14 protein-coding genes are annotated in these 19,956 nt (G+C 39.0%); 5 read left to right on the top strand and 9 right to left on the bottom strand.

What is annotated here, in order from left to right; all coding sequences use genetic code 11:
• Positions 1-7: 7 nt before the first annotated feature.
• The 9 genes from AB5217_RS17120 to aroQ form a co-directional block, all read right to left on the bottom strand.
• Entirely contained in the window at positions 8-1,942 is a 1,935-nt protein-coding gene (locus AB5217_RS17120) for a RagB/SusD family nutrient uptake outer membrane protein (RefSeq protein ID WP_032847069.1), read from the bottom strand.
• A gap of 11 nt (positions 1,943-1,953) precedes the next feature.
• Entirely contained in the window at positions 1,954-5,355 is a 3,402-nt protein-coding gene (locus AB5217_RS17115; protein ID WP_032854855.1) for a TonB-dependent receptor, read from the bottom strand.
• Between the two features lie 163 nt (positions 5,356-5,518).
• Complete coding sequence (locus tag AB5217_RS17110; protein ID WP_032846988.1) at positions 5,519-6,637, bottom strand: FecR family protein; 1,119 nt, start codon at positions 6,635-6,637, stop codon at positions 5,519-5,521.
• Positions 6,638-6,798: 161 nt separating this feature from the next.
• Complete coding sequence (locus AB5217_RS17105) at positions 6,799-7,350, bottom strand: RNA polymerase sigma factor (RefSeq protein ID WP_032846138.1); 552 nt, start codon at positions 7,348-7,350, stop codon at positions 6,799-6,801.
• An 867-nt stretch (positions 7,351-8,217) separates the two neighbouring features.
• On the bottom strand, positions 8,218-9,444 hold the full coding sequence (locus AB5217_RS17100; RefSeq protein WP_032846137.1) for an FtsX-like permease family protein: 1,227 nt from the start codon (positions 9,442-9,444) through the stop codon (positions 8,218-8,220).
• A gap of 17 nt (positions 9,445-9,461) precedes the next feature.
• Complete coding sequence (rbfA, locus tag AB5217_RS17095; RefSeq protein ID WP_004296522.1) at positions 9,462-9,794, bottom strand: 30S ribosome-binding factor RbfA; 333 nt, start codon at positions 9,792-9,794, stop codon at positions 9,462-9,464.
• Between the two features lie 17 nt (positions 9,795-9,811).
• Positions 9,812-10,450 (bottom strand): O-methyltransferase, encoded by a 639-nt coding sequence (locus AB5217_RS17090; protein WP_368112816.1) that lies wholly within the window; start codon positions 10,448-10,450, stop codon positions 9,812-9,814.
• Positions 10,451-10,470: 20 nt separating this feature from the next.
• Complete coding sequence (pyk, locus tag AB5217_RS17085) at positions 10,471-11,928, bottom strand: pyruvate kinase (RefSeq protein WP_004296524.1); 1,458 nt, start codon at positions 11,926-11,928, stop codon at positions 10,471-10,473.
• 38 nt (positions 11,929-11,966) lie between these two features.
• On the bottom strand, positions 11,967-12,386 hold the full coding sequence (aroQ, locus tag AB5217_RS17080; RefSeq protein WP_032846134.1) for a type II 3-dehydroquinate dehydratase: 420 nt from the start codon (positions 12,384-12,386) through the stop codon (positions 11,967-11,969).
• A gap of 73 nt (positions 12,387-12,459) precedes the next feature.
• On the opposite strand from aroQ, the gene xerD reads away from it, so the two are divergent.
• From xerD to AB5217_RS17055, 5 genes are all read left to right on the top strand, one after another.
• Positions 12,460-13,419 (top strand): site-specific tyrosine recombinase XerD, encoded by a 960-nt coding sequence (gene xerD / locus AB5217_RS17075; RefSeq protein ID WP_004302532.1) that lies wholly within the window; start codon positions 12,460-12,462, stop codon positions 13,417-13,419.
• 135 nt (positions 13,420-13,554) lie between these two features.
• On the top strand, positions 13,555-15,249 hold the full coding sequence (locus tag AB5217_RS17070; RefSeq protein ID WP_004323895.1) for a tetratricopeptide repeat protein: 1,695 nt from the start codon (positions 13,555-13,557) through the stop codon (positions 15,247-15,249).
• A gap of 112 nt (positions 15,250-15,361) precedes the next feature.
• Positions 15,362-16,432, top strand: coding sequence for a TlpA disulfide reductase family protein (locus AB5217_RS17065; protein WP_032846130.1), 1,071 nt, complete (start codon positions 15,362-15,364; stop codon positions 16,430-16,432).
• 13 nt (positions 16,433-16,445) lie between these two features.
• The gene (locus tag AB5217_RS17060; RefSeq protein ID WP_032846128.1) at positions 16,446-17,984 is read left to right on the top strand and encodes a YifB family Mg chelatase-like AAA ATPase; all 1,539 of its coding nucleotides are present in this window, start codon (positions 16,446-16,448) and stop codon (positions 17,982-17,984) included.
• Positions 17,985-18,082: 98 nt separating this feature from the next.
• Positions 18,083-19,636 carry a sensor histidine kinase gene (locus AB5217_RS17055; RefSeq protein WP_032846126.1) on the top strand — a complete coding sequence of 518 codons (1,554 nt, stop codon included), beginning with the start codon at positions 18,083-18,085 and terminating at the stop codon, positions 19,634-19,636.
• Positions 19,637-19,956 lie beyond the last annotated feature (320 nt).

Genomic DNA, 19,956 nt, shown 5'->3' with positions numbered 1-19,956 from the left:
TAAAACATTATCTCCACCATCCAGGCAATTGTCTCAGATTAGTATTCTTATCAATATCATCCTGAGGAATCGGCCACCAATAACTAATAAATCTTCTGGTTTGATAAAGGGTACGTTTATAATATTCATCTCTTTCGGTACTTTTAGCCAAGGCATTCATTCCATAGAATTTTCCATTCAAAGCTGTTTCAGCTTCTTTCCAACGACGTAAATCATCAAAACGTATACCAGCTTCACAATTCAACTCTACACGTCTTTCACGACGAATCAAATCACGCAATTGAGCTTCTGTGACAGGTATCTGATCCGCTCCCTTTCCATACTGAGGAATACCAGCTCTATAACGGACTCTATTAATATAATCCAGAATTTCTGTCTCATTATCCGTATATGTGCCCATTGCCACACTATACTCATATAATGATTCTGCATAGCTCAGATAAGCTTCTGCCAAGCGATAAAGTACTCCTTGACGTTTTTTGTAAGTACCGCTACTAGAGGCAGGAATCGCAGAGGGGTCAACACGTTTACGTATCAAATACCCTGCACTAGGAGAGTCATGAGAAGGACCACCATCTTCACCACCTGAAAAGAAATTGGCAAACTTATTTTTTGCATTCGACTTATCTTTTCCCCAGTGATACTCTTCATTATAAAGTACTGAAATATAAAAACGAGGTTCACGACCGCAATACATCTTATATGTATTTTTAGGAACAATCACATGCTCTGTTTCCTGTTCAGTACCGCCTTTTGTAGCATACATCCATGTAGTCTTATATGACTCGTCAACTGTAGAATATCCCGTCTCACTGTATCCTGATTCAGAATTGATAACTGGAGTAGCTCCATCATTTGTATAACCTGTGATAGGCACTAAACCATTGTTCATAAAGAATGCATCCACCAATGATTGGGTAACACCAATAGCACCTGCACCACCCATACTACGAGGATTAGCCTGACGGTCAAAATAACCTGCATCATCATATGTTCGTGGGAAAAGGATTTCCATATTTCCTTGATTATAACGTAACATCAATGCATTCTGATAAGATTGAAATGCATCTACATCATCTCCAATCGTCTCAATATATAACTTATGCCCCGCCTTTTCAGCCTCATCTATCAGCAACTTATTAGCATCAACAGCGGTCTTCCAACGTTCTGGTTTGAAGGTTGAATCAAAAATAGAAACACCATCACAGTTTTTCATATTCACCATGTCCGGGTCCTGGTTACCATTCACCAAAGGACTAGCAGCAAATGTCAATAAACGGGCACGCATAGCGAGACAAATAATAGAAGTGATACGCCCATATTTATTATCTTCATCGTAATAAGCCGGTAGCAATTTAGAAGTCTCCAATAATTCATTTGCAGCCCAATCCACTACTGTATTAAACGGCTCCTGCTTCAACAACAGGGTTTCACCTGTAATCTCTTCTGTTGCATCACGAATAATAGGAACTGCTCCGTAAGTCATAGCCATCACAGCATGAAAGTAAGCAATGAAAAAGCGACATTCGGCTTTCATATAATTCACTTCCTTCTCTGTTACATCAGGAAGTGCATGCGCATATTTAATAAAGATATATGCTTGGCGAATACGCATAGGAAAAGTCTCCCAGTAGTTAATCACGCCACCGCTTGCAGACGTCCAGTTTCCATTCTGATAAAGAATAGCCTTAAATCCCTGTGATTCCCAACCAACAGAAGGTGCCAACTCGTCTGCTACTGCATCTGCACCATCATAATTATAGAACTTGGGAGTAGCATTATATATATAAGCTAACCAACGTTCCATATTTGTTTTATTCTCAAATACAGTTTCTAATGTCAACTGATCATCCGGCTCCTTATCCAAATAGTCAGAACAAGAAGATAGAGAAAACATGGCAATCATGCCTAATGCTATATATTTCCTTATTTTATTTTTCATACAATCAATTCTTAGAATTTAATTTCAAAACCTGCAGATATAGATTTCATAGCTGGATAAACTGCACCAGTCCTCGAAGCACCACTATCCGATGTAACTTCCGGATCCCACAAATCAAACTTAGAGAATGTCAGTAGATTTGAGCCTCTAACAAAAATACGCGCTCCGGAGATCAACATATTTTGCATCCATCTCTTCGGAAAAGAATATCCTAATTCTATATTTTTCATGCGTAAGAAACTCATATTACGTAACCACCATGTAGAACTCTGGCTATTATTAGCATTTGTACCATAATCTAAACGTGGATAAAAGACATCCTGACTGGGATTATCCACTGTCCAGCGATCTTGATAATTAGTAAAGATATTATAGGTTGTACCCTTATTTGACGCAGGAATAATATTGCCAGAAAGAACATTCCATGTTCGACCGATACCTTGGAATAACACACCAAAATCTAAATCTTTCCACTTCATATTTAACCCAAACCCATAAACGATTTCTGGGTTTATCGGCCCCCCAATTGGAGATACATCAAATGCATCAATCTTCCCATCTTGATTTACATCTACATATTTAATATCACCCGGGCGCAATTTAGCAGTAAAGGTTTGCGCAGGAATACCCTCTTTTAAAGTACCAGCTGCAACATCAGCAAAGTCATCATTTGTAAACAATCGTTCTGCAATATATCCTCTATTTTGTCCTGTTGGATATCCTGTTTCTGCCCGATTTGTACCAACAACAGCTGCCGGTTCGTCCTTTTCTGTAATCTCATTATGAGCATATGTAAGTGTCCCCATCAAGCTCACAAACAAGTTCTTATTAAACTGTTTATTGATATTCAATGTAACCTCTGCCCCTTGATTCTTCATTTTACCATAATTATCCCAAGGTTGTTTTATAAATCCGGCAGTTATTGGAATCGATTCACGAGGCATAAAAATATTGTGACGGCGTTCGTCAAACAAATCAAATTGTAAGTCTACCATACCATTAAATAGTCCCAATTCCAATCCCACATTCGCTTTATTTACTACTTCCCAAGTCAAATTAGGAACTGCAAACTCACCTTCAGCCATACCATTACGATTATACCCGCTCTCGGTACCCCAGTTATATTGTTTCAAATCATCCCATGAATCATTGATAGTAGAAAGATATGCAAAACGTCGTCCATTCAAAGTTGCATTACCTGTTTGCCCATAAGATGCACGTAATTTCAATTTAGAAATAGTTCTACGAAAAGGTTGCATAAATGATTCTTCTGACACAATCCAACCAATAGCCCCTGAAGGAAAAAAACCATAACGTTTTCCCTTAGCAAAATTTTCAGAGCCATTATATCCAAAATTGAACTCCCCTATATATTTCCCTGAATATGTATAAGAAGCACGTCCTGCCATTCCCTGAGTTCGATAAGGTAGTTTCTCTCCTTTATCAAAATGACGACGATTAAATAACAACATGCCAGATACTGCATGTTTTTCCGCAAATGTATGATCATAAGACAAGGTTGCCTCCATATAGAGACTTTTAGTTCCATAAGTCCCTGTAGATTCATGTCCTAATGTATTGCTTCCATTCTCCTTTTTTGTCAACATCAATTCCCCCTCTTCCGTTCTTCCAGAAGCTGCATTATATATATCAGGCTTTGTTGACCGTTTTACTGTCCCCGTAGAATAACGGTCAAAAGAAAATACTCCTTTTACCTTTAACCCCGGAGTTATAAATTTCAAGTCTTGTTCAAGTGAAAATAATGTTTCAATCTTACTAGCACTAGTACGCTGGTACCCCATCTGAGTTGCCATTGCCCACACATTAGACTCCTCAGTTCCTGCAATTTGTCCTGTAGAATATTGTGCTGGAAACTGAAATGGAACAGAACGGAAAGCTCTATTAAAAATCTCACTTACACTTTGTGTTGTAGAATTACGATCTTGCAAATATCCTCCAATATTAAAACGCAGCTGTGTAGTTGGAGATAGCTTTAAATCAACATTTGAACGGACATTATATCTCTGCAGCTTAATAGAAGGATCCCACTCTCGCTTTTTGTCACGTTCCAAAATACCGCGTTCATTATAAACAGCGGCCACAAATGAATAACGTAGGATTTCTGTACCACCAGAGATATCTACCGTCACACGCTGATTGGAAGCATGATCCTTAGATACTGCGTCAACCCAATCCACGTCCGGATATAAATCAGGATCATAATTGGCACGAGTTTTCGCAATTTTATCAGTATATATAGGTCTCTGTCCTGTATCGATTAAAACATCATCCAATAATTGCATGTAATCAGCAGCCCCAATATATTCCGGAAGTTTTATAGGTTGTGTAGCTGCAAACTCTGCTTTTACAGTTACACGTGGTTTCCCCACCTGTCCCCGTTTTGTATTAATCAAGATAACACCATTAGCACCGCGTACTCCATAAACAGCACTAGCGGCAGCATCTTTCAATACAGAAAAAGACTCAATTTCTTCCGGATCAATATTATTTAATTCACGTTCAATACCGTCAACTAAAACTAATGGATCGCCACCAACTTTTTGAAAGGTACTAATACCACGAATCCAAAAAGTTGAATTATCATATCCCGGTTCCCCCGAACGTTGAACTGCCAATACACCTGCAACCGTACCTGCTAAATTATTACTCAACGAGCGACTGGTAGATACTTTTAATTTCGCAGGTTCAATTGTTGTAATAGAACCCACTACAGATTCTTTTTTTTGTGCGCCATAAGCCACAACGACAACTTCATCCAACTGACCGACATCTTCTACCATCTGTACATTGACTACTTTTCGATTATCAACGACCTCTTCTTTAGGCACAAAACCTATATAACGGAAAGAGAGCACTGACCTCTTTGCAGGAACAGTAATACTATAATTACCATTCATGTCTGTCAATGAATGTACTGTAGAATCATTTTTTAGAATAATTGTCACACCGATCAAAGGTTCTCCCTTCTCATCTGAAACGTTACCTGTTACCTTTATACCTTTTTGTTGTGTAGCTTGCTGTACTTTAGGAGCTTCTGGTATCGAAATTGTAATTTGTCTTCCCGACATCTTATAATTCAGTCCTGTCTCTGAAAACAGCTCTTTTAACACAGCATCTATTTTCTTATTGGAAACTGAAATGGAGACTTTGTTATTCAGATTTTTCTGAACATTAGCAGAGTATATAAAAATATATTTACTATGTTTTTCGATATAATCTAAAATATCTTTAACTGTAGCATTCTCATACTGTACTGAGAATAGATCTTCTTCGGAATTCCAACTAATAGAATTAGCACCGAATGAAGAAAATGGAATCATAAAAAAGACGTTTATAATGCAAAAAAGCTTAAGTCTTTTCTTTAAGTGTAAAAAAATACTTTTCTTTACCATAAAAATTTCTTTTTAGGTTAACAATTTTGGATTTATTGATTTAACTCAAGGAATTACTATCGGGTAAATACGGCAATATTTATCCGATTTTTTTGTGTATCATGAATAGTATTATCTGTTTCTCATAGGCTATATTGATTTTATAAGATTAATTAAATTGTCATTATTTACTCAAGTATATACTAGTATCACTTTTTTCTACTTCAATAGGGATTGTCTGCCGGATACATTCAATCACCTCATCAATATCATCTTTCAAATCTAGTTTTCCATAAACCTTTTCTTTACCTACCATCGGATCGCATTGAATAGGAATGCCATAATAAATACTCAACTTCTGAATAATATGAGATAAATCATTACCATTTAACAACATGACACCATCCACCCAGCTAATATATTCGGCTACGTCCACTTGCTTCTGATAGGCAATTGCGCCATTGGCTATATTCAGCAAATCACTAGGCACCAGCTGCGCTTTTCTCTCATTCCTATCGGTCACCTCAACAGAACCTTCCACCAATACAATATTAGTTGCCCCCCCCTTGTAGTTTGAAATATTAAACTTCGTACCTAATACCCGTAATTTGAAATCTTCAGATTCTACAATGAAAGGGTGTTGCTTATCATGAGCAACTTCCAGAAACACCTCTCCCTGGGCATATATTTTACGAATATCCCCATTAAAACGACAAGGATAAATCACTTTTGATTGAGAGTTGACAACCAATCGGGTTCCGTCAGACAGTTCAACCCGCACTCTTTTCCCTGCGGGAACAAGTAACTGGTTATATTCCGGTTCGCCCTTTACTTTCTTCTCCTCTTTTTCTCTTATTACTTTAGAATTAACAGCAACCTTTCCTTCTTTTGAATAGGTAACAAAAGCATCCTCATCCAAATTGAGCTGTTCTTTAGCAGTGATAAGAGTCACTTCTTCAACAGACTGGCTGTCCATCTGTTCGGCAATAGCCTGAAAATCTAAATTAGTGTTTTCACAATGAGTTAAGAAGTGGATGGTTGAAATACAAATTAAAATAGAAGCTGCGACAGAAGCAGAAGCTACTAAGAAATAATTTCTTCGACGCCTCATTACATCTCTCCGGATTTTTTGTTTGGTTCGCTCTATTATAGAAGAAGCATCAATCTTTTCATGCCCGCATTTTTCCCAAAAGAATTTCAGTTTCCCGCCTTCAGGTATAGCAGTAAAATCATCCTCAAGCTTTTCTTGAGAATTCAGTTTACCAAATAAATCAGCAAGGCAATGGTATCCTTTTAAGTCCATAATCTTCTTTAATGTTGTTTTATAAATAAAGACGCAACATTCAAAAAAATCTCCTAGTTAAAAATGAACTTTTTTTATTTTTCTCGAAAAGTAAAAATAGCAAGAAGCTCTTTTAAACAATTAAGCCCTTAAAATACAAGCAATTAACAGTATACCTTCAATCACTTCTTACGCAAAACCAGATTCAGATTCTTAGCAATTTCTTCTAAAGCAAAAGCAATATGATTATTGATAGTCTTCACAGATATATTTAATATGTCTGCAATCTCTTTATAAGGCAACCCATCCATTTTAGCCAGAAAGAAAACATGTTTACACTTGGGAGGAAGTTGTTGAATAGCCTCATTTATTCTGGCTATCTCTTCTTTACTAATCATCTTTTCGTCCGGAGATTGAACCGGATCAAATATGAATTCTCCTATCTCATCAAACAACAAATCACTTTTTCCTGTTTCTTTCCTCAAAAAGGAGATAGCCTTTCGATAAGTGATTGTTTGAATCCAAGCATCCATATTATTAATCTGCGCCAAGTCTTTTCTATTTTTCCAGACTTCAAAAAAGACATCACTGACTATCTCTTCCGCTGGCTCTTTTTGTCCTAATAATGCAAATGCATAGTGATATAAACGCGAAGAATAATGTTCCATAAAACGGTTGAAAGCGAATTCATCACCATTTACAATTTTACGTATGTCATCATTTTCAAGTCTCACAGAAGTATTTACAGATTATTTCTAATTAACAAAATTGTGCCAAATATAGTAGTATATTAGCAATTATAAAAATAAAAAACCACAAAAACGGATTAAAAGTTATCAATTACGAAAGATTAAAAAGTAACTTGGTAGGACGTGCCATCAGAGATAGATTCTTTTACGCCTCACGCAATAAGTTTTCAAACATGGGGTTCACCTTTCACCTTTTCTTCGAAACCCTTTATTCATCGAGGGTAGCGGGTGAAGGCTCTTCTTTTCACCGAATTTTTCCCTCTGAACGCTGTACCGTCCTTACTTTAGTGGTTCTTTTTCAATTTAGTTGACTGGTCATTATAGCCCACTACTTCATCTCCAATCTATTAATAGATAAGTTCTGTTTCATTAGGAGTAAAATTACTTTCGTCTAATAGTAAAGTTATTTCCGATAGTACGGAAACTATAAACGCAAATTCTGATCATATAAATGCAAGCTTTGTTTTTATAAACGCAAGCTTCATTTATAAAAACAAAACTTGTATTTATAGTTTGCATCCATTGAAAAACAACTTTACTCCTAGACCAAAAGAAGTTTGCATAGGAGCAAAAGCAACTTATCCAGTAATAGACTACATGTAAGCTATTACTAAATTACATAAAAGAATGACTCAATCATCATTCATGCATTTGCATCCGGTACAATTCAATTTTTTAATTAAATACGAGGTGAAGGAGTGCCCCTTCACCCGCTATCGCTGATGAATAAAGGGTTTCGAAGAAAAGGTGAAGAGTGAAGGGTATGTTCTCAACATTTCCTGTATGGTCACTTAAAGTGATGCTTTTAGCAATCAGAAAGCATCGGGACTTTTGAAAGACCCAAATATTGATTTATAAAAGCCTCTTACTTAAATAACGTACAGGATACCACACAGAAAGGAATCCGACTGCCAAAACGGTGATAAAAATAAGTACCACATCCCAAGCGTGAACGCTGACAGGATAGGCGTCTACAACAAAAGTACCACCACCGCCTCCCAATGAAATTATACCGAATTTCTGTTGGATAAAACATAGGATTAAGCCCAGGACAATACCGGAAATAGCGCCAAAAAGAGAAATGAGACGTCCTTCAAAGAGGAATATTCGGGAGATGAGTTTATCACTAGCTCCAAGACTCCGCAAAGTTACTACATCATCCTTCTTATCCAAGATCAACATAGAAAGGGAGCCTATCACATTAAAACAGGCTATCATTAAAATAAAAGTGAGGAACAAATAAGAGATTAGTTTCTCTATCTCCATAATACGGAAAACATCTGCCTGTTGCTGATAACGATTCTGAACAACAAAATCATCACCTAGTATGTTTTCTATTTTAGATTGTACCGATGAAGTATTTACATTAGATTTCAATTTCAATTCCATCGCAGAGACTTCTGTTGTATAATCCAGAAGCTGACGAAGAAAATCAAGAGAAGTCAGAATATATTTTCCATCATATTCTTGCTGATTCACCACAAATACGACACCCGGAGAATATAGATAATCACGATTAAAAGAAGCGCCGGGATTTGCCATGTTCACTTTGGCATTTCGCTTGGGAAGATATACCTGAAGAGGATCGACAAACTCCAAACCAGTTCCCAAGGTCGCAACCAATTCCACTCCCATGACGCCATAATTCACGATCGAATCATGAAGAACGAATTCTCCCGCGCCATAAAGTATGCTGTCTATGGCCGTCAGTTCTTCAAAATTATCCTCCACCCCTTTTAGTACAACCATAGCCTGACGGTCCTTGTATTGCACCATTGCATTCTCTTCGAGCGTCTCTGTAAACACCTCTACTTCAGGAAGTGCACAAACAGCGCGAATCCGTTTATCCTGCGCATCAAAGACTTTTCCTTCACGAACTGTTATTTTCAATTGCGGGTCAAAAGCCGTAAAAAAGCTAGCGACCATATCCTGAAAACCATTAAAAACGGAAAGAGTGCAAACCAAAGCAAGCGTAGCAAGGGCTACCCCACATACGGAAATACCGGATATGATATTAATAGCGTTATGCTTTTTTTTTGAGAAAAGATAACGCCTGGCTATATAAAAAGGGAAGTTCACCTCTGCAATGAGTTATTTCACTTCAGCAATGAATCTATTTTCTCAATATAATCCAATGAATCATCCACAAAGAATTTCAGCTCGGGAATGATGCGCAACTGGTGACGCACACGAGTTCCAAGTTCATAGCGAATGGATTTCATATTGTTATTGATATTCTTCACCATCTCTTCCGCTTTCTCCGAAGGAAAAACACTGAGGTAAACACGGGCAATACTCATATCAGGACTGATACGAACTGCACTAACAGAGACCAATGTGCCCGGCATGGACTTTGTTTGAAGCAGGAATATCTCACTTAGCTCTTTCTGCAACAGGCGAGATATCTTATTCTGTCTGGTTGTTTCCATAAATCTACTCTTTTATCTTACTTTTTTCTTATAATCGTTAATCCGTCACGTAAAGGCAATATCACTTTTTCCACTCGCACATCTTCCGCCACCAAATCATTGAAGGCTTTAATACCAATCGTCTGTGCATCCGTGTTGCGAGGCTGTTCGAGAACATGACCGTCCCACAAAGTATTATCAGCAATGATATAACCGCCTGCAGATAAATGCGCCAACGTCATCTCGTAATATTCAATATACTTACGCTTATCACCATCAATAAAAGCCATATCAAAGGTAACACCTAAACACGGAACAAGTTCTAAAGCATCACCTATATAAAAACGAATTTTATCGGCAAATGGTGATTTTTCCAACCATGGACGGGTAAAATCCTCTTGTTCATCATTGATCTCAAACGTATGCAACATTCCACCTTCGGCCAGACCTTCTGCCAGACAAAGGGCAGAATAGCCACTATACGTTCCTATTTCCAATATCTGACGGGGCCGAATCATTTCTACAAACATTTTCAGCATCCGTCCCTGCAAATGACCGGAAACCATACGAGGACGGAGCAGTTTTACATGTGTGTCCCGGTAGAGCGATTTTAAATAATCGCTCTCGGGATCAATATGCTGCAAAATATATTCGTCTATCGATTCGGTTTCCTGCATAAAACTTACCTCTTTAAAAATTAAAGATAACGGTTGTTGTTAGGTAATACAGTCTCCTCTGCATGCTTCAAAGCATCTTCCACTACATTGATTTCGAGGAATGAGGTCTTTGTTCCTGCCTTACCACTACTCAAATAACCAACCATATCAGAAGGCTGTAAACGACCTTCTTTCAACAAACGGCGCAATGCTGCAAAGTAATACTCCTGTCCGTTAGCCAATTCCGGCATATAGATAGCTTCCACACCATAAGACAAAGCCAAATGACGCATCGTCTTTTCTTTATAACAGATAGCCAACACCGGATACTTTCCACGGAAAGCTGCCAGATTGCGGGCAGTACGTCCGCTATAGCTATCAGTAATAATGGCACGTATTTTTAGTTTAGAAGTAGCCTTCACAGCCTGTTTAGCAAGGAATGCCGTAACATCATTACTATTCTCATCCAATGGAATACGGATATCATTTTCCTCCAATTTATCTTTTTCAGCCTGGGCAGCAATCTTAGTCATTGTTCTCACTGCCTCTACCGGATACTTACCATAAGCAGTTTCCCCACTCAACATCAATGCATCTGTACGATAGTAGATTGCATTAGCAATATCAGTCACTTCCGCACGAGTCGGACGAGGATTATTTATCATTGTATGGAGCATTTGAGTAGCAACGATTACCGGCTTCTTTGCCAAAATACACTTGCGAATCAATACACGCTGGATTCCCGGAATACGTTCTTGAGGCACTTCAATACCCAAGTCCCCACGGGCCACCATTACACCATCTGCCACTTCCAGAATTTCATCAATATTATCTACCCCTTCCTGATTCTCAATCTTAGCAATAATCTTAATATCACTATTATGAGCATCCAGAATTTCACGTATATCAAGCACATCCTGACGATTGCGTACAAAAGAATGAGCGATAAAATCAATATCCTTTTCAATAGCATAAAGAATATTGTTACGGTCTTTTTCCGTTAATGACGGAAGATTAATGCGAACACCCGGAACATTTACGCTCTTACGGCTTCCCAAAGTAGCATCGTTCTTGACTTCACACAACAAATAATCGTTAGTCTTATCAATAACTTCCAGTTCCAGATCACCATCGTCAATCAGGATCATACCACCGATATTCAGATCGGACACAAAGTTCGGGTATGAAACAGCAATACATTCACGTGTTGTCTCCAAATCCGGATTGCCTACAATCTTTACTTTATCACCTGTCTTATATGGAATTGGTTCTGCATTAGCCGTCGTACGAACTTCCGGACCTTTTGTATCCATCAAGATCGCAATACGGTTGGACACAGCACGTACATTTGCAATCAAAGCTTCAAAACCTTCACGGCTAGCGTGCGCTGTATTCATACGCACCACATTCATCCCAGCTTCAAACAACTGTTTTATAAAATCCACATCGCAACGTCTATCCGAGATGGAAGCCACAATTTTAGTCTGTTTCAATAACATAGTCTTTCTACCTATTATATATTATATTACCTTATTTATTATCTATCTAACAAAGCTTCCAAGGCCAAACGGTACGAATTCAACCCAAAGCCACAAATCACTCCCTTGCAGGCACAAGCAATCATCGATACGTGTCGGAAAGACTCCCGATTATGCACATTGGAAATATGTACCTCAATCACCGGAGACGTCACAGAGCGAATAGCATCCTGCAAGGCTATGGAAGTATGTGTATACGCACCTGCATTCAGAATGATGCCATCCACATCAAATCCTACCCGCTGTATGCAGTCTATCATTTCACCCTCAATATTCGATTGAAAATAGTCGATCTCCACGTCAACGTATCTTTTGCGAAGATCAGCCAAGTAATCTTCAAATGTAACGCTTCCGTAAATGGAAGGTTCACGCTTACCCAACAGATTAATATTCGGGCCATTAATAATTTGTATCTTCATCGCGCAATCCTGTTTTTTATATACCTTTGTATCCAAAGAACAATATTTCAAGGTGCAAAGGTAGAAAAAAGAAATGGAAATCAACGAAAAAAAGAAGAAGAAGGAACAACAAGAGGTGATAATCAGGAAGTATCAGCAGTATCTCAAACTGGAAAAGTCTTTATCTCCTAATACGCTGGATGCCTATCTTACGGATCTGGACAAACTGATAAACTTTTTGGAGCAGGAAAAGGTAGGGATACTAGACGTATGTTTATCTGATCTTCAACATTTTGCAGCCGGATTACACGATATTGGCATTCACCCCCGTTCACAGGCCCGCATCTTATCAGGAATCAAATCATTCTTCCGTTTTCTCATCATTGAAGACTACCTGGAAGCAGACCCCAGTGAGTTATTAGAAGGACCTAAAATAGGCTTTAAACTTCCTGAAGTACTGACCGTGGAGGAAATTGACCGGATCATCTCTGCCGTTGACCGCAGCAAAACCGAAGGACAGCGAAACAGAGCTATTTTAGAGACATTATACAGTTGCGGACTTCGCGTATCGGAGCTTGTCACCCTCAAGCTGTCCGACCTTTATTTTGATGAAGGTTTTATCAAAGTAGAAGGAAAAGGAAGCAAACAGCGCCTCGTCCCCATCTCTCCACGAGCCATTAATGAAATAAAACTTTACATACCAGACCGTAACCAAATTGAAGTAAAAAAAGGGCATGAGGATTTCGTTTTCGTCAGCCAACGGAGAGGCAAAGGCCTTTCCCGGATTATGATCTTTCACATGATAAAAGAATTAGCGGAAAAAGCAGGCATTACCAAAAACATCAGTCCGCACACTTTCCGGCATTCCTTCGCCACTCATTTACTGGAAGGTGGAGCCAATTTGCGAGCCATTCAATGCATGCTCGGACATGAATCTATTGCGACAACGGAAATCTATACACACATTGACCGCAACATGCTTCGTAGTGAGATTATTGAGCATCACCCGCGAAATATCAAGTACCGGAAAGAAAAAGAGGAGTTATTTCATTAAATTATGATAAAATCAGCCCCTTATCTATATATTTATATTAAGAATTAATATCTTTGCGTTACTTTTTCTGTGCGAGCAGAAGGAGGTTGACAAATAGACGATATTTCAATTACAAACATTTAATTTATACCTAAAATGACTAAGAAGTTGTACTTGCCTTTACTCATGGCAATGGTTGTTGCATTATTCTCTTCTTGCAGCAAAAAAATGGGTGAATTATCAGCTGATTACTTCACTGTTACTCCGCAAGTGCTGGAGGCAGTAGGTGGTAAAGTTCCTGCGACCATCAATGGTAAATTTCCTGAAAAGTATTTCAACAAGAAAGCGGTTGTAGAAGTAACTCCGGTTTTGAAATGGAATGGCGGCGAAGCTAAAGGCCAACCAGCTACTTTCCAAGGTGAAAAAGTGGAAGGTAACGACCAGACTATCTCTTACAAGATGGGCGGTAGCTACACTATGAAAACTTCTTTCGACTATGTTCCGGAAATGGCTAAGTCTGAATTGTACCTGGAATTCAAAGCTACTATCGGTAAGAAAGTAGTTACTATTCCTGCTGTGAAAATTGCTGATGGTGTAATCTCTACTTCTGAATTAGTAAACAATACATTAGGTAACGCTAACCCTGCATTGGGCGAAGACGCTTTCCAACGTATCATCAAAGAAAAACACGATGCTAACATCATGTTCTTGATCCAACAAGCTAACATTCGTTCCAGCGAATTGAAGACTGCTAAAGAATTCAACAAAGAAGTAGCTAACGTAAACGAAGCTGCTAACAAGAAGATCAGCAACATCGAAGTTTCTGCATACGCTTCTCCTGATGGTGGTGTAAGCTTGAATACTACTCTTGCTGAAAACCGCGAAGACAACACTACTAAGATGTTGAGCAAAGACCTGAAGAAAGCAAAAATCGACGCTCCGATCGATGCTAAATATACTGCACAGGACTGGGAAGGTTTCCAAGAACTGGTTTCTAAATCTAACATCCAAGACAAAGAGTTGATCCTCCGCGTTATTGCAATGTACCAAGATCCTGCTCAAAGAGAAAGCGAAATCAAAAACATCTCCGCTGTATACAAAGAATTGGCTAACACTATTCTTCCTCAGTTGCGTCGTTCTCGTTTGACTTTGAACTATGAAATCATCGGTAAGTCTGACGAAGAAATCACTAAACTGGCTTCTTCTAATCCTTCTGAACTGAATGTAGAAGAATTGCTGTATGCTGCTACACTGACTAGCGATCCTGCTAAACAAGAAGCTATCTATACTCAAGCTACCAAACAATTCCCGAACGATTACCGTGGTTACAACAACTTGGGTAAATTAGCTTACCAGGCTGGTAACATTGACAAAGCTGAATCTTACTTCAAGAAAGCTGCCAGCGTTAATGCTACTCCTGAAGTTAACATGAACTTAGGTTTGGTTTCTTTGATGAAGGGTGACAAAACTGCTGCAGAAGCATACTTCGGTAAAGCTGCCGGAACAAAAGAACTTGGCGAATCTATGGGTAACCTGTACATCGCTCAAGGTCAATATGAAAGAGCAGTTAACTCATTCGGTGACTCTAAGACTAACAGTGCTGCTTTGGCTCAAATCCTTGCTAAGGACTACAACAAAGCTAAAAATACGTTGGCTAACGTAGAAAGACCTGATGCTTACACTGACTACCTGATGGCGGTTTTAGGTGCTAGAACTAACAATTCTTCTATGGTAACAAGCAGCTTGAAGAGCGCAGTTGCTAAAGATTCTTCATTAGCTAAGAAAGCAGCTACTGACCTGGAATTTGCAAAATACTTCACAAATGCAGATTTCATGAGCATCGTTAAATAAGAGAATTACCACTCTATTTTAAATATTAAGAATTGCCTGTCATTATAAATGACGGGCAATTCTTTTTTTTTATCCGTAAAAACCGTACTTTCGCAGAAAAGAATTCAAAGCAATGAAAAAGAGCAGCATTTTAATCCTTATAATCATCTGTCTGTGTGGTTGTGGCAAATCTTCTAAGAAAACAAGCATAACCGGGGAAATCAAGGGACTGGGTACAGATACGCTCTACCTGTACGGAATGGACGAATCCTTTGATCGGATAGATACTATTTTCGCGAACGGAGACAAATTCTCTTACACCACCTCCATAGACACCATAACTTCGGCCTATCTGCTGATTGATAACCAGATAGAATATCCAATCTTCCTCGATAAAGGAAACCAAATCAAGATAAAAGGAAATATAGACCACCTCGAATTTCTGGACATCAACGGGAATAAATATAATGAAGAGTTCACAGCCTTTCAGAAAGAACTGGGTAGTTTAAACAACCCTTCCGAAAAAGATTTAGAGCAAAAGGCAGAAGAATTCATCACGGCACATCATTCTTCTTTTGTCAGTCTTTACCTGTTGGATAAATACTTTGTGCAGAAAGACTCTCCTGATTTCAACAAGATAAAGAAATTAATTGAAGTCATGACAGGAATACTGCAAGACAAGCTATACATCGAGCAACTGAATGAAGCCATTTCCTTGTCCGAAAAGACAGAGATAGGCAAATATGCTCCGTTTTTCAGCCTTCCTAATATAAAAGGAGAGAAAATTACCCGTTCATCCGAAGATCTCAAAAAGAAGAATCTGTTAATCAACTTTTGGGCCTCATGGACAGATAGTATTTCCAATCATCAAAGCAATAGCGAATTAAAAGAACTTTATCAAAAGTACAAAAAGAACAAACACATCGCTATGCTCGGGGTCTCCTTTGACATGGACAAGAAAGAATGGCAGGATGCTATTAAACGTGATACGCTCAATTGGGAACAAGTCTGTGATTTTGGCGGGCTAAATTCCGAAGTTGCCAAACAATATGCCATCAAAGAAGTTCCCAGCAACATTCTTCTGTCGGCAGACGGTAAGATTCTAGCGAAAAACCTCAAAGGAGAACAGTTGAAAAAGAAGATTGAAGAAGCAGTTACAGCTGCTGAAGAAAAGGAAAAACAAGACAATAAGAAGAAAAAATAACCAGTAATCAAACGTGTTAATTAAAGTATTCGGAGCGGCTGTTCAAGGGATTGATGCAACACTCATCACAATCGAAGTCAACAGCTCGCGCGGCTGTATGTTCTATCTCGTCGGCCTTCCGGATTCTGCGGTCAAAGAAAGCCATCAACGCATCATCTCCGCATTACTGGTGAATGGTTATAAAATGCCCACCAGCAATATAGTAGTCAACATGGCACCTGCTGACATTCGAAAAGAGGGTTCAGCTTATGACTTGCCTCTTGCCATCGGATTATTAGGAGCTAACGAAACCATCTCTTCCGAGAAGTTTTCCCGCTATTTGCTAATGGGCGAACTAAGTCTGGACGGAAGTATCCAACCTATCAAAGGTGCGCTTCCCATTGCTATCAAAGCTCGCGAGGATGGTTTCGAAGGACTAATCATTCCCCAACAAAACGCACGGGAAGCTGCTGTTGTCAATCAATTAAAAGTATATGGAGTCAGTAATATCAAGGAGGTCGTCGAGTTCTTCAATAATGAACGCGAATTAGAGCCGACTGTTGTCAATACACGGGAAGAATTCTATCAACAGCAGACCAACTGTGACCTGGATTTTGCAGACGTAAAAGGACAAGAGAATGTAAAAAGGGCACTAGAAGTTGCGGCAGCCGGAGGACATAATTTAATAATGGTAGGCGCTCCGGGCAGCGGTAAATCAATGATGGCCAAACGCCTTCCTTCCATTCTTCCTCCTCTTTCACTGGGTGAAAGTTTAGAAACCACCAAGATACATTCAGTTGCCGGACAACTGAAACGCGGGTCCTCATTGATTTCCCAGCGTCCATTCCGCGACCCACACCACACAATTTCCCAAGTGGCGATGGTTGGTGGAGGTAGTTTTCCACAACCGGGAGAAATCAGTCTGGCACATAATGGAGTACTTTTTTTAGATGAGTTACCGGAATTCAACCGAGGAGTGCTAGAAGTATTGCGCCAACCATTGGAGGACCGTCAAATCACCATTTCCCGCATCAAAAGCACTATCAGTTATCCGGCCAATCTGATGCTGATCGCATCCATGAATCCATGTCCCTGCGGATATTATAACCATCCGACAAAAGCGTGTGTATGCAGTCCCGGGCAAGTCCAAAAGTACTTGAATAAGATATCCGGTCCATTATTAGACCGGATTGATATTCAAATAGAGATCGTTCCTGTACCTTTTGATAAGATTTCCGATCAAAGGCAGGGAGAACCGAGCAATATCATCCGGCAACGAGTGATAAAAGCCCGTCAACTGCAGGAAAGACGATACACCGAATATGCCGGAATTTATTGCAATGCACAAATGAACAGCAAATTGCTTGCAATGTATGCTCAACCGAATGAGAAAGGACTCGCATTGCTAAAAAACGCAATGGAACGATTCAATTTGTCTGCCCGAGCCTATGACCGGATTTTAAAAGTTGCCCGTACAATCGCTGATTTGGAAGGAGTAGAACAAATACTTCCTAGTCATTTGGCAGAAGCCATCAGCTATCGGAATCTCGACAGAGAGAACTGGGCAGGATAATAATAATGAATAGAAACAGAATAGAATTATTTCATCGATAACACTATCTTTTTTCATATATTTGTTTTACATTTGTGACAAACAAATATGCAATAAATATGAAAACGTCGATAACAAGTCTTTTAATGATATTTTGTTTGAGCATAATGGCTTATGCGCAAACTCCCCAAGACAGAGCCACAGAACTAAAAAAACAAGCACAAAGCAGTCTTAATCAAAAAGATTACATCAAAGCACGTTACTTATTCAAAAAAGCATACGAAGCATTTGCAAGCCGCGAAAACTATCCACAAGCAATAGAATGTGGCGTTCAGGCTAATGCTTTATACGTCAGAGAGAACTTTTACAAAGAGGGATTCGAGCTTTGCCGTGACATGGAGCAGCTTCTATGGACCGGAGAACAGAATAAAAAGAAAGTCTTTTATGACCTGCGTTTCCTTATAAACAAGGAACGATTGCAGATGTACACCGCACTGAAAAATCCCGCACAAGCAAAGACTCAGTTGGACAAACTGGAAGAAATGGCTAATCTTGCAAAGAATGACTCCCTAACGGAGGTACTGTTGTATACAAAAGCCAATTATTACTATACTTTCAACCAAAGTACACAAGGCGATGCCTGTTTCCGCAAACTTATCAACCAATATAAGGAAAAGAAGGACTACGCCAAAGTGAGCGATTGCTACAAGAATCTTATCAATATTGCACGAAAAGGCAATAATGCTCCACTGATGGAACGCACTTACGAAAGTTTCATTGTCTGGACAGACTCGGTAAAAGCATTAACCGCACAAGACGAACTAAATGTACTGAAGAGAAAATATGACGAAAGCCAACTGACCATACAGGAAAAGGACGACTCACTATCTGCCAAGCAATATATAATCATAGGTCTCTGTGTGCTGGCAGTCATATTGGTAGCCAGCCTGGCGATACTGGCTGTGATATTGCTACGATTCATCGCCAACAATCATAAATTAAAGAAAAGTGTAAAAATTGCCAATGAACACAATGAACTAAAAACCAAATTCATACAGAATATATCTTCGCAAATGGAGCCTACCCTGAATACGCTGGCTACTTCAGCCGAAGAACTGTCACAAAAGGCTCCTCAAGAAGCGGCCCAAATGCAGGGACAAGTCGCAGCTTTGAAGAAATTCAGTGATGACATTCAAGAACTGTCATCTTTGGAAAACTCATTAACCGAGTTTTATGAACTAAGTGAAATCAACGTGGGAACTTTCTGTGAGAATGTGATGGATAAAGTTAAAGAATACATAAAACAGGATGTCACATCTTCAGTCAATGCACCAAAACTTCAGGTAAAGACAAACAAGGAACAATTGGAACGCATTCTTCTCTATTTACTGAAAAATGCCGCTTTCTACACCGATCAGGGTCGTATCAGTCTCGAATTCAAGAAACGGGGAGCGCACACGCACCAATTCATCGTTACGGATACAGGAACTGGAATTCCGGCAGAGCAACAGGAAAATCTCTTCAAACCTTTCACAGAAGTGAAAGACCTGACTACAGGAGATGGACTAGGATTACCGATCTGTTCACTAATTGCTGCCAAGATGAACGGAAGCCTGACACTGGATACGAATTATACGAAAGGAACACGGTTCGTTCTGGAACTTCATGTATAAATTTAGCCAACAGGAAAGCTATTGTTTCGTTTGATTACTTTTCGAATTGTAAAGTATAGTTATCTTCAACAAAGAATGTTCTAAACGCCAATTTAAGATTTTATAAAAAAACAAACAAATTTCCACATAAACAAATAGTACGTTTTTAATAAACTTTTGAGTAGTTTATTAAGAACGGTATCTGAGTTTATTAAAAACTCTGCCATTGGATTTCCGGGTTTATAAATCCATCTTTTACAACAAAAAGAGGTTGTGTCAAAACGCTGACACAGCCTTTTTTTATGCGCAAAGCCCAGACTTTCTCAAGCCCGGGCTTTGTT

The organism is Bacteroides sp. MSSM.1001136sp1_RTP21357st2_D2_RTP21359_211015 (assembly GCF_040913205.1).
GTDB classification, from domain to species: Bacteria; Bacteroidota; Bacteroidia; order Bacteroidales; family Bacteroidaceae; genus Bacteroides; species Bacteroides ovatus.
Note: the sequence above shows the minus strand (reverse complement) of the source record. Positions and strands in the feature narration are given on the sequence as shown.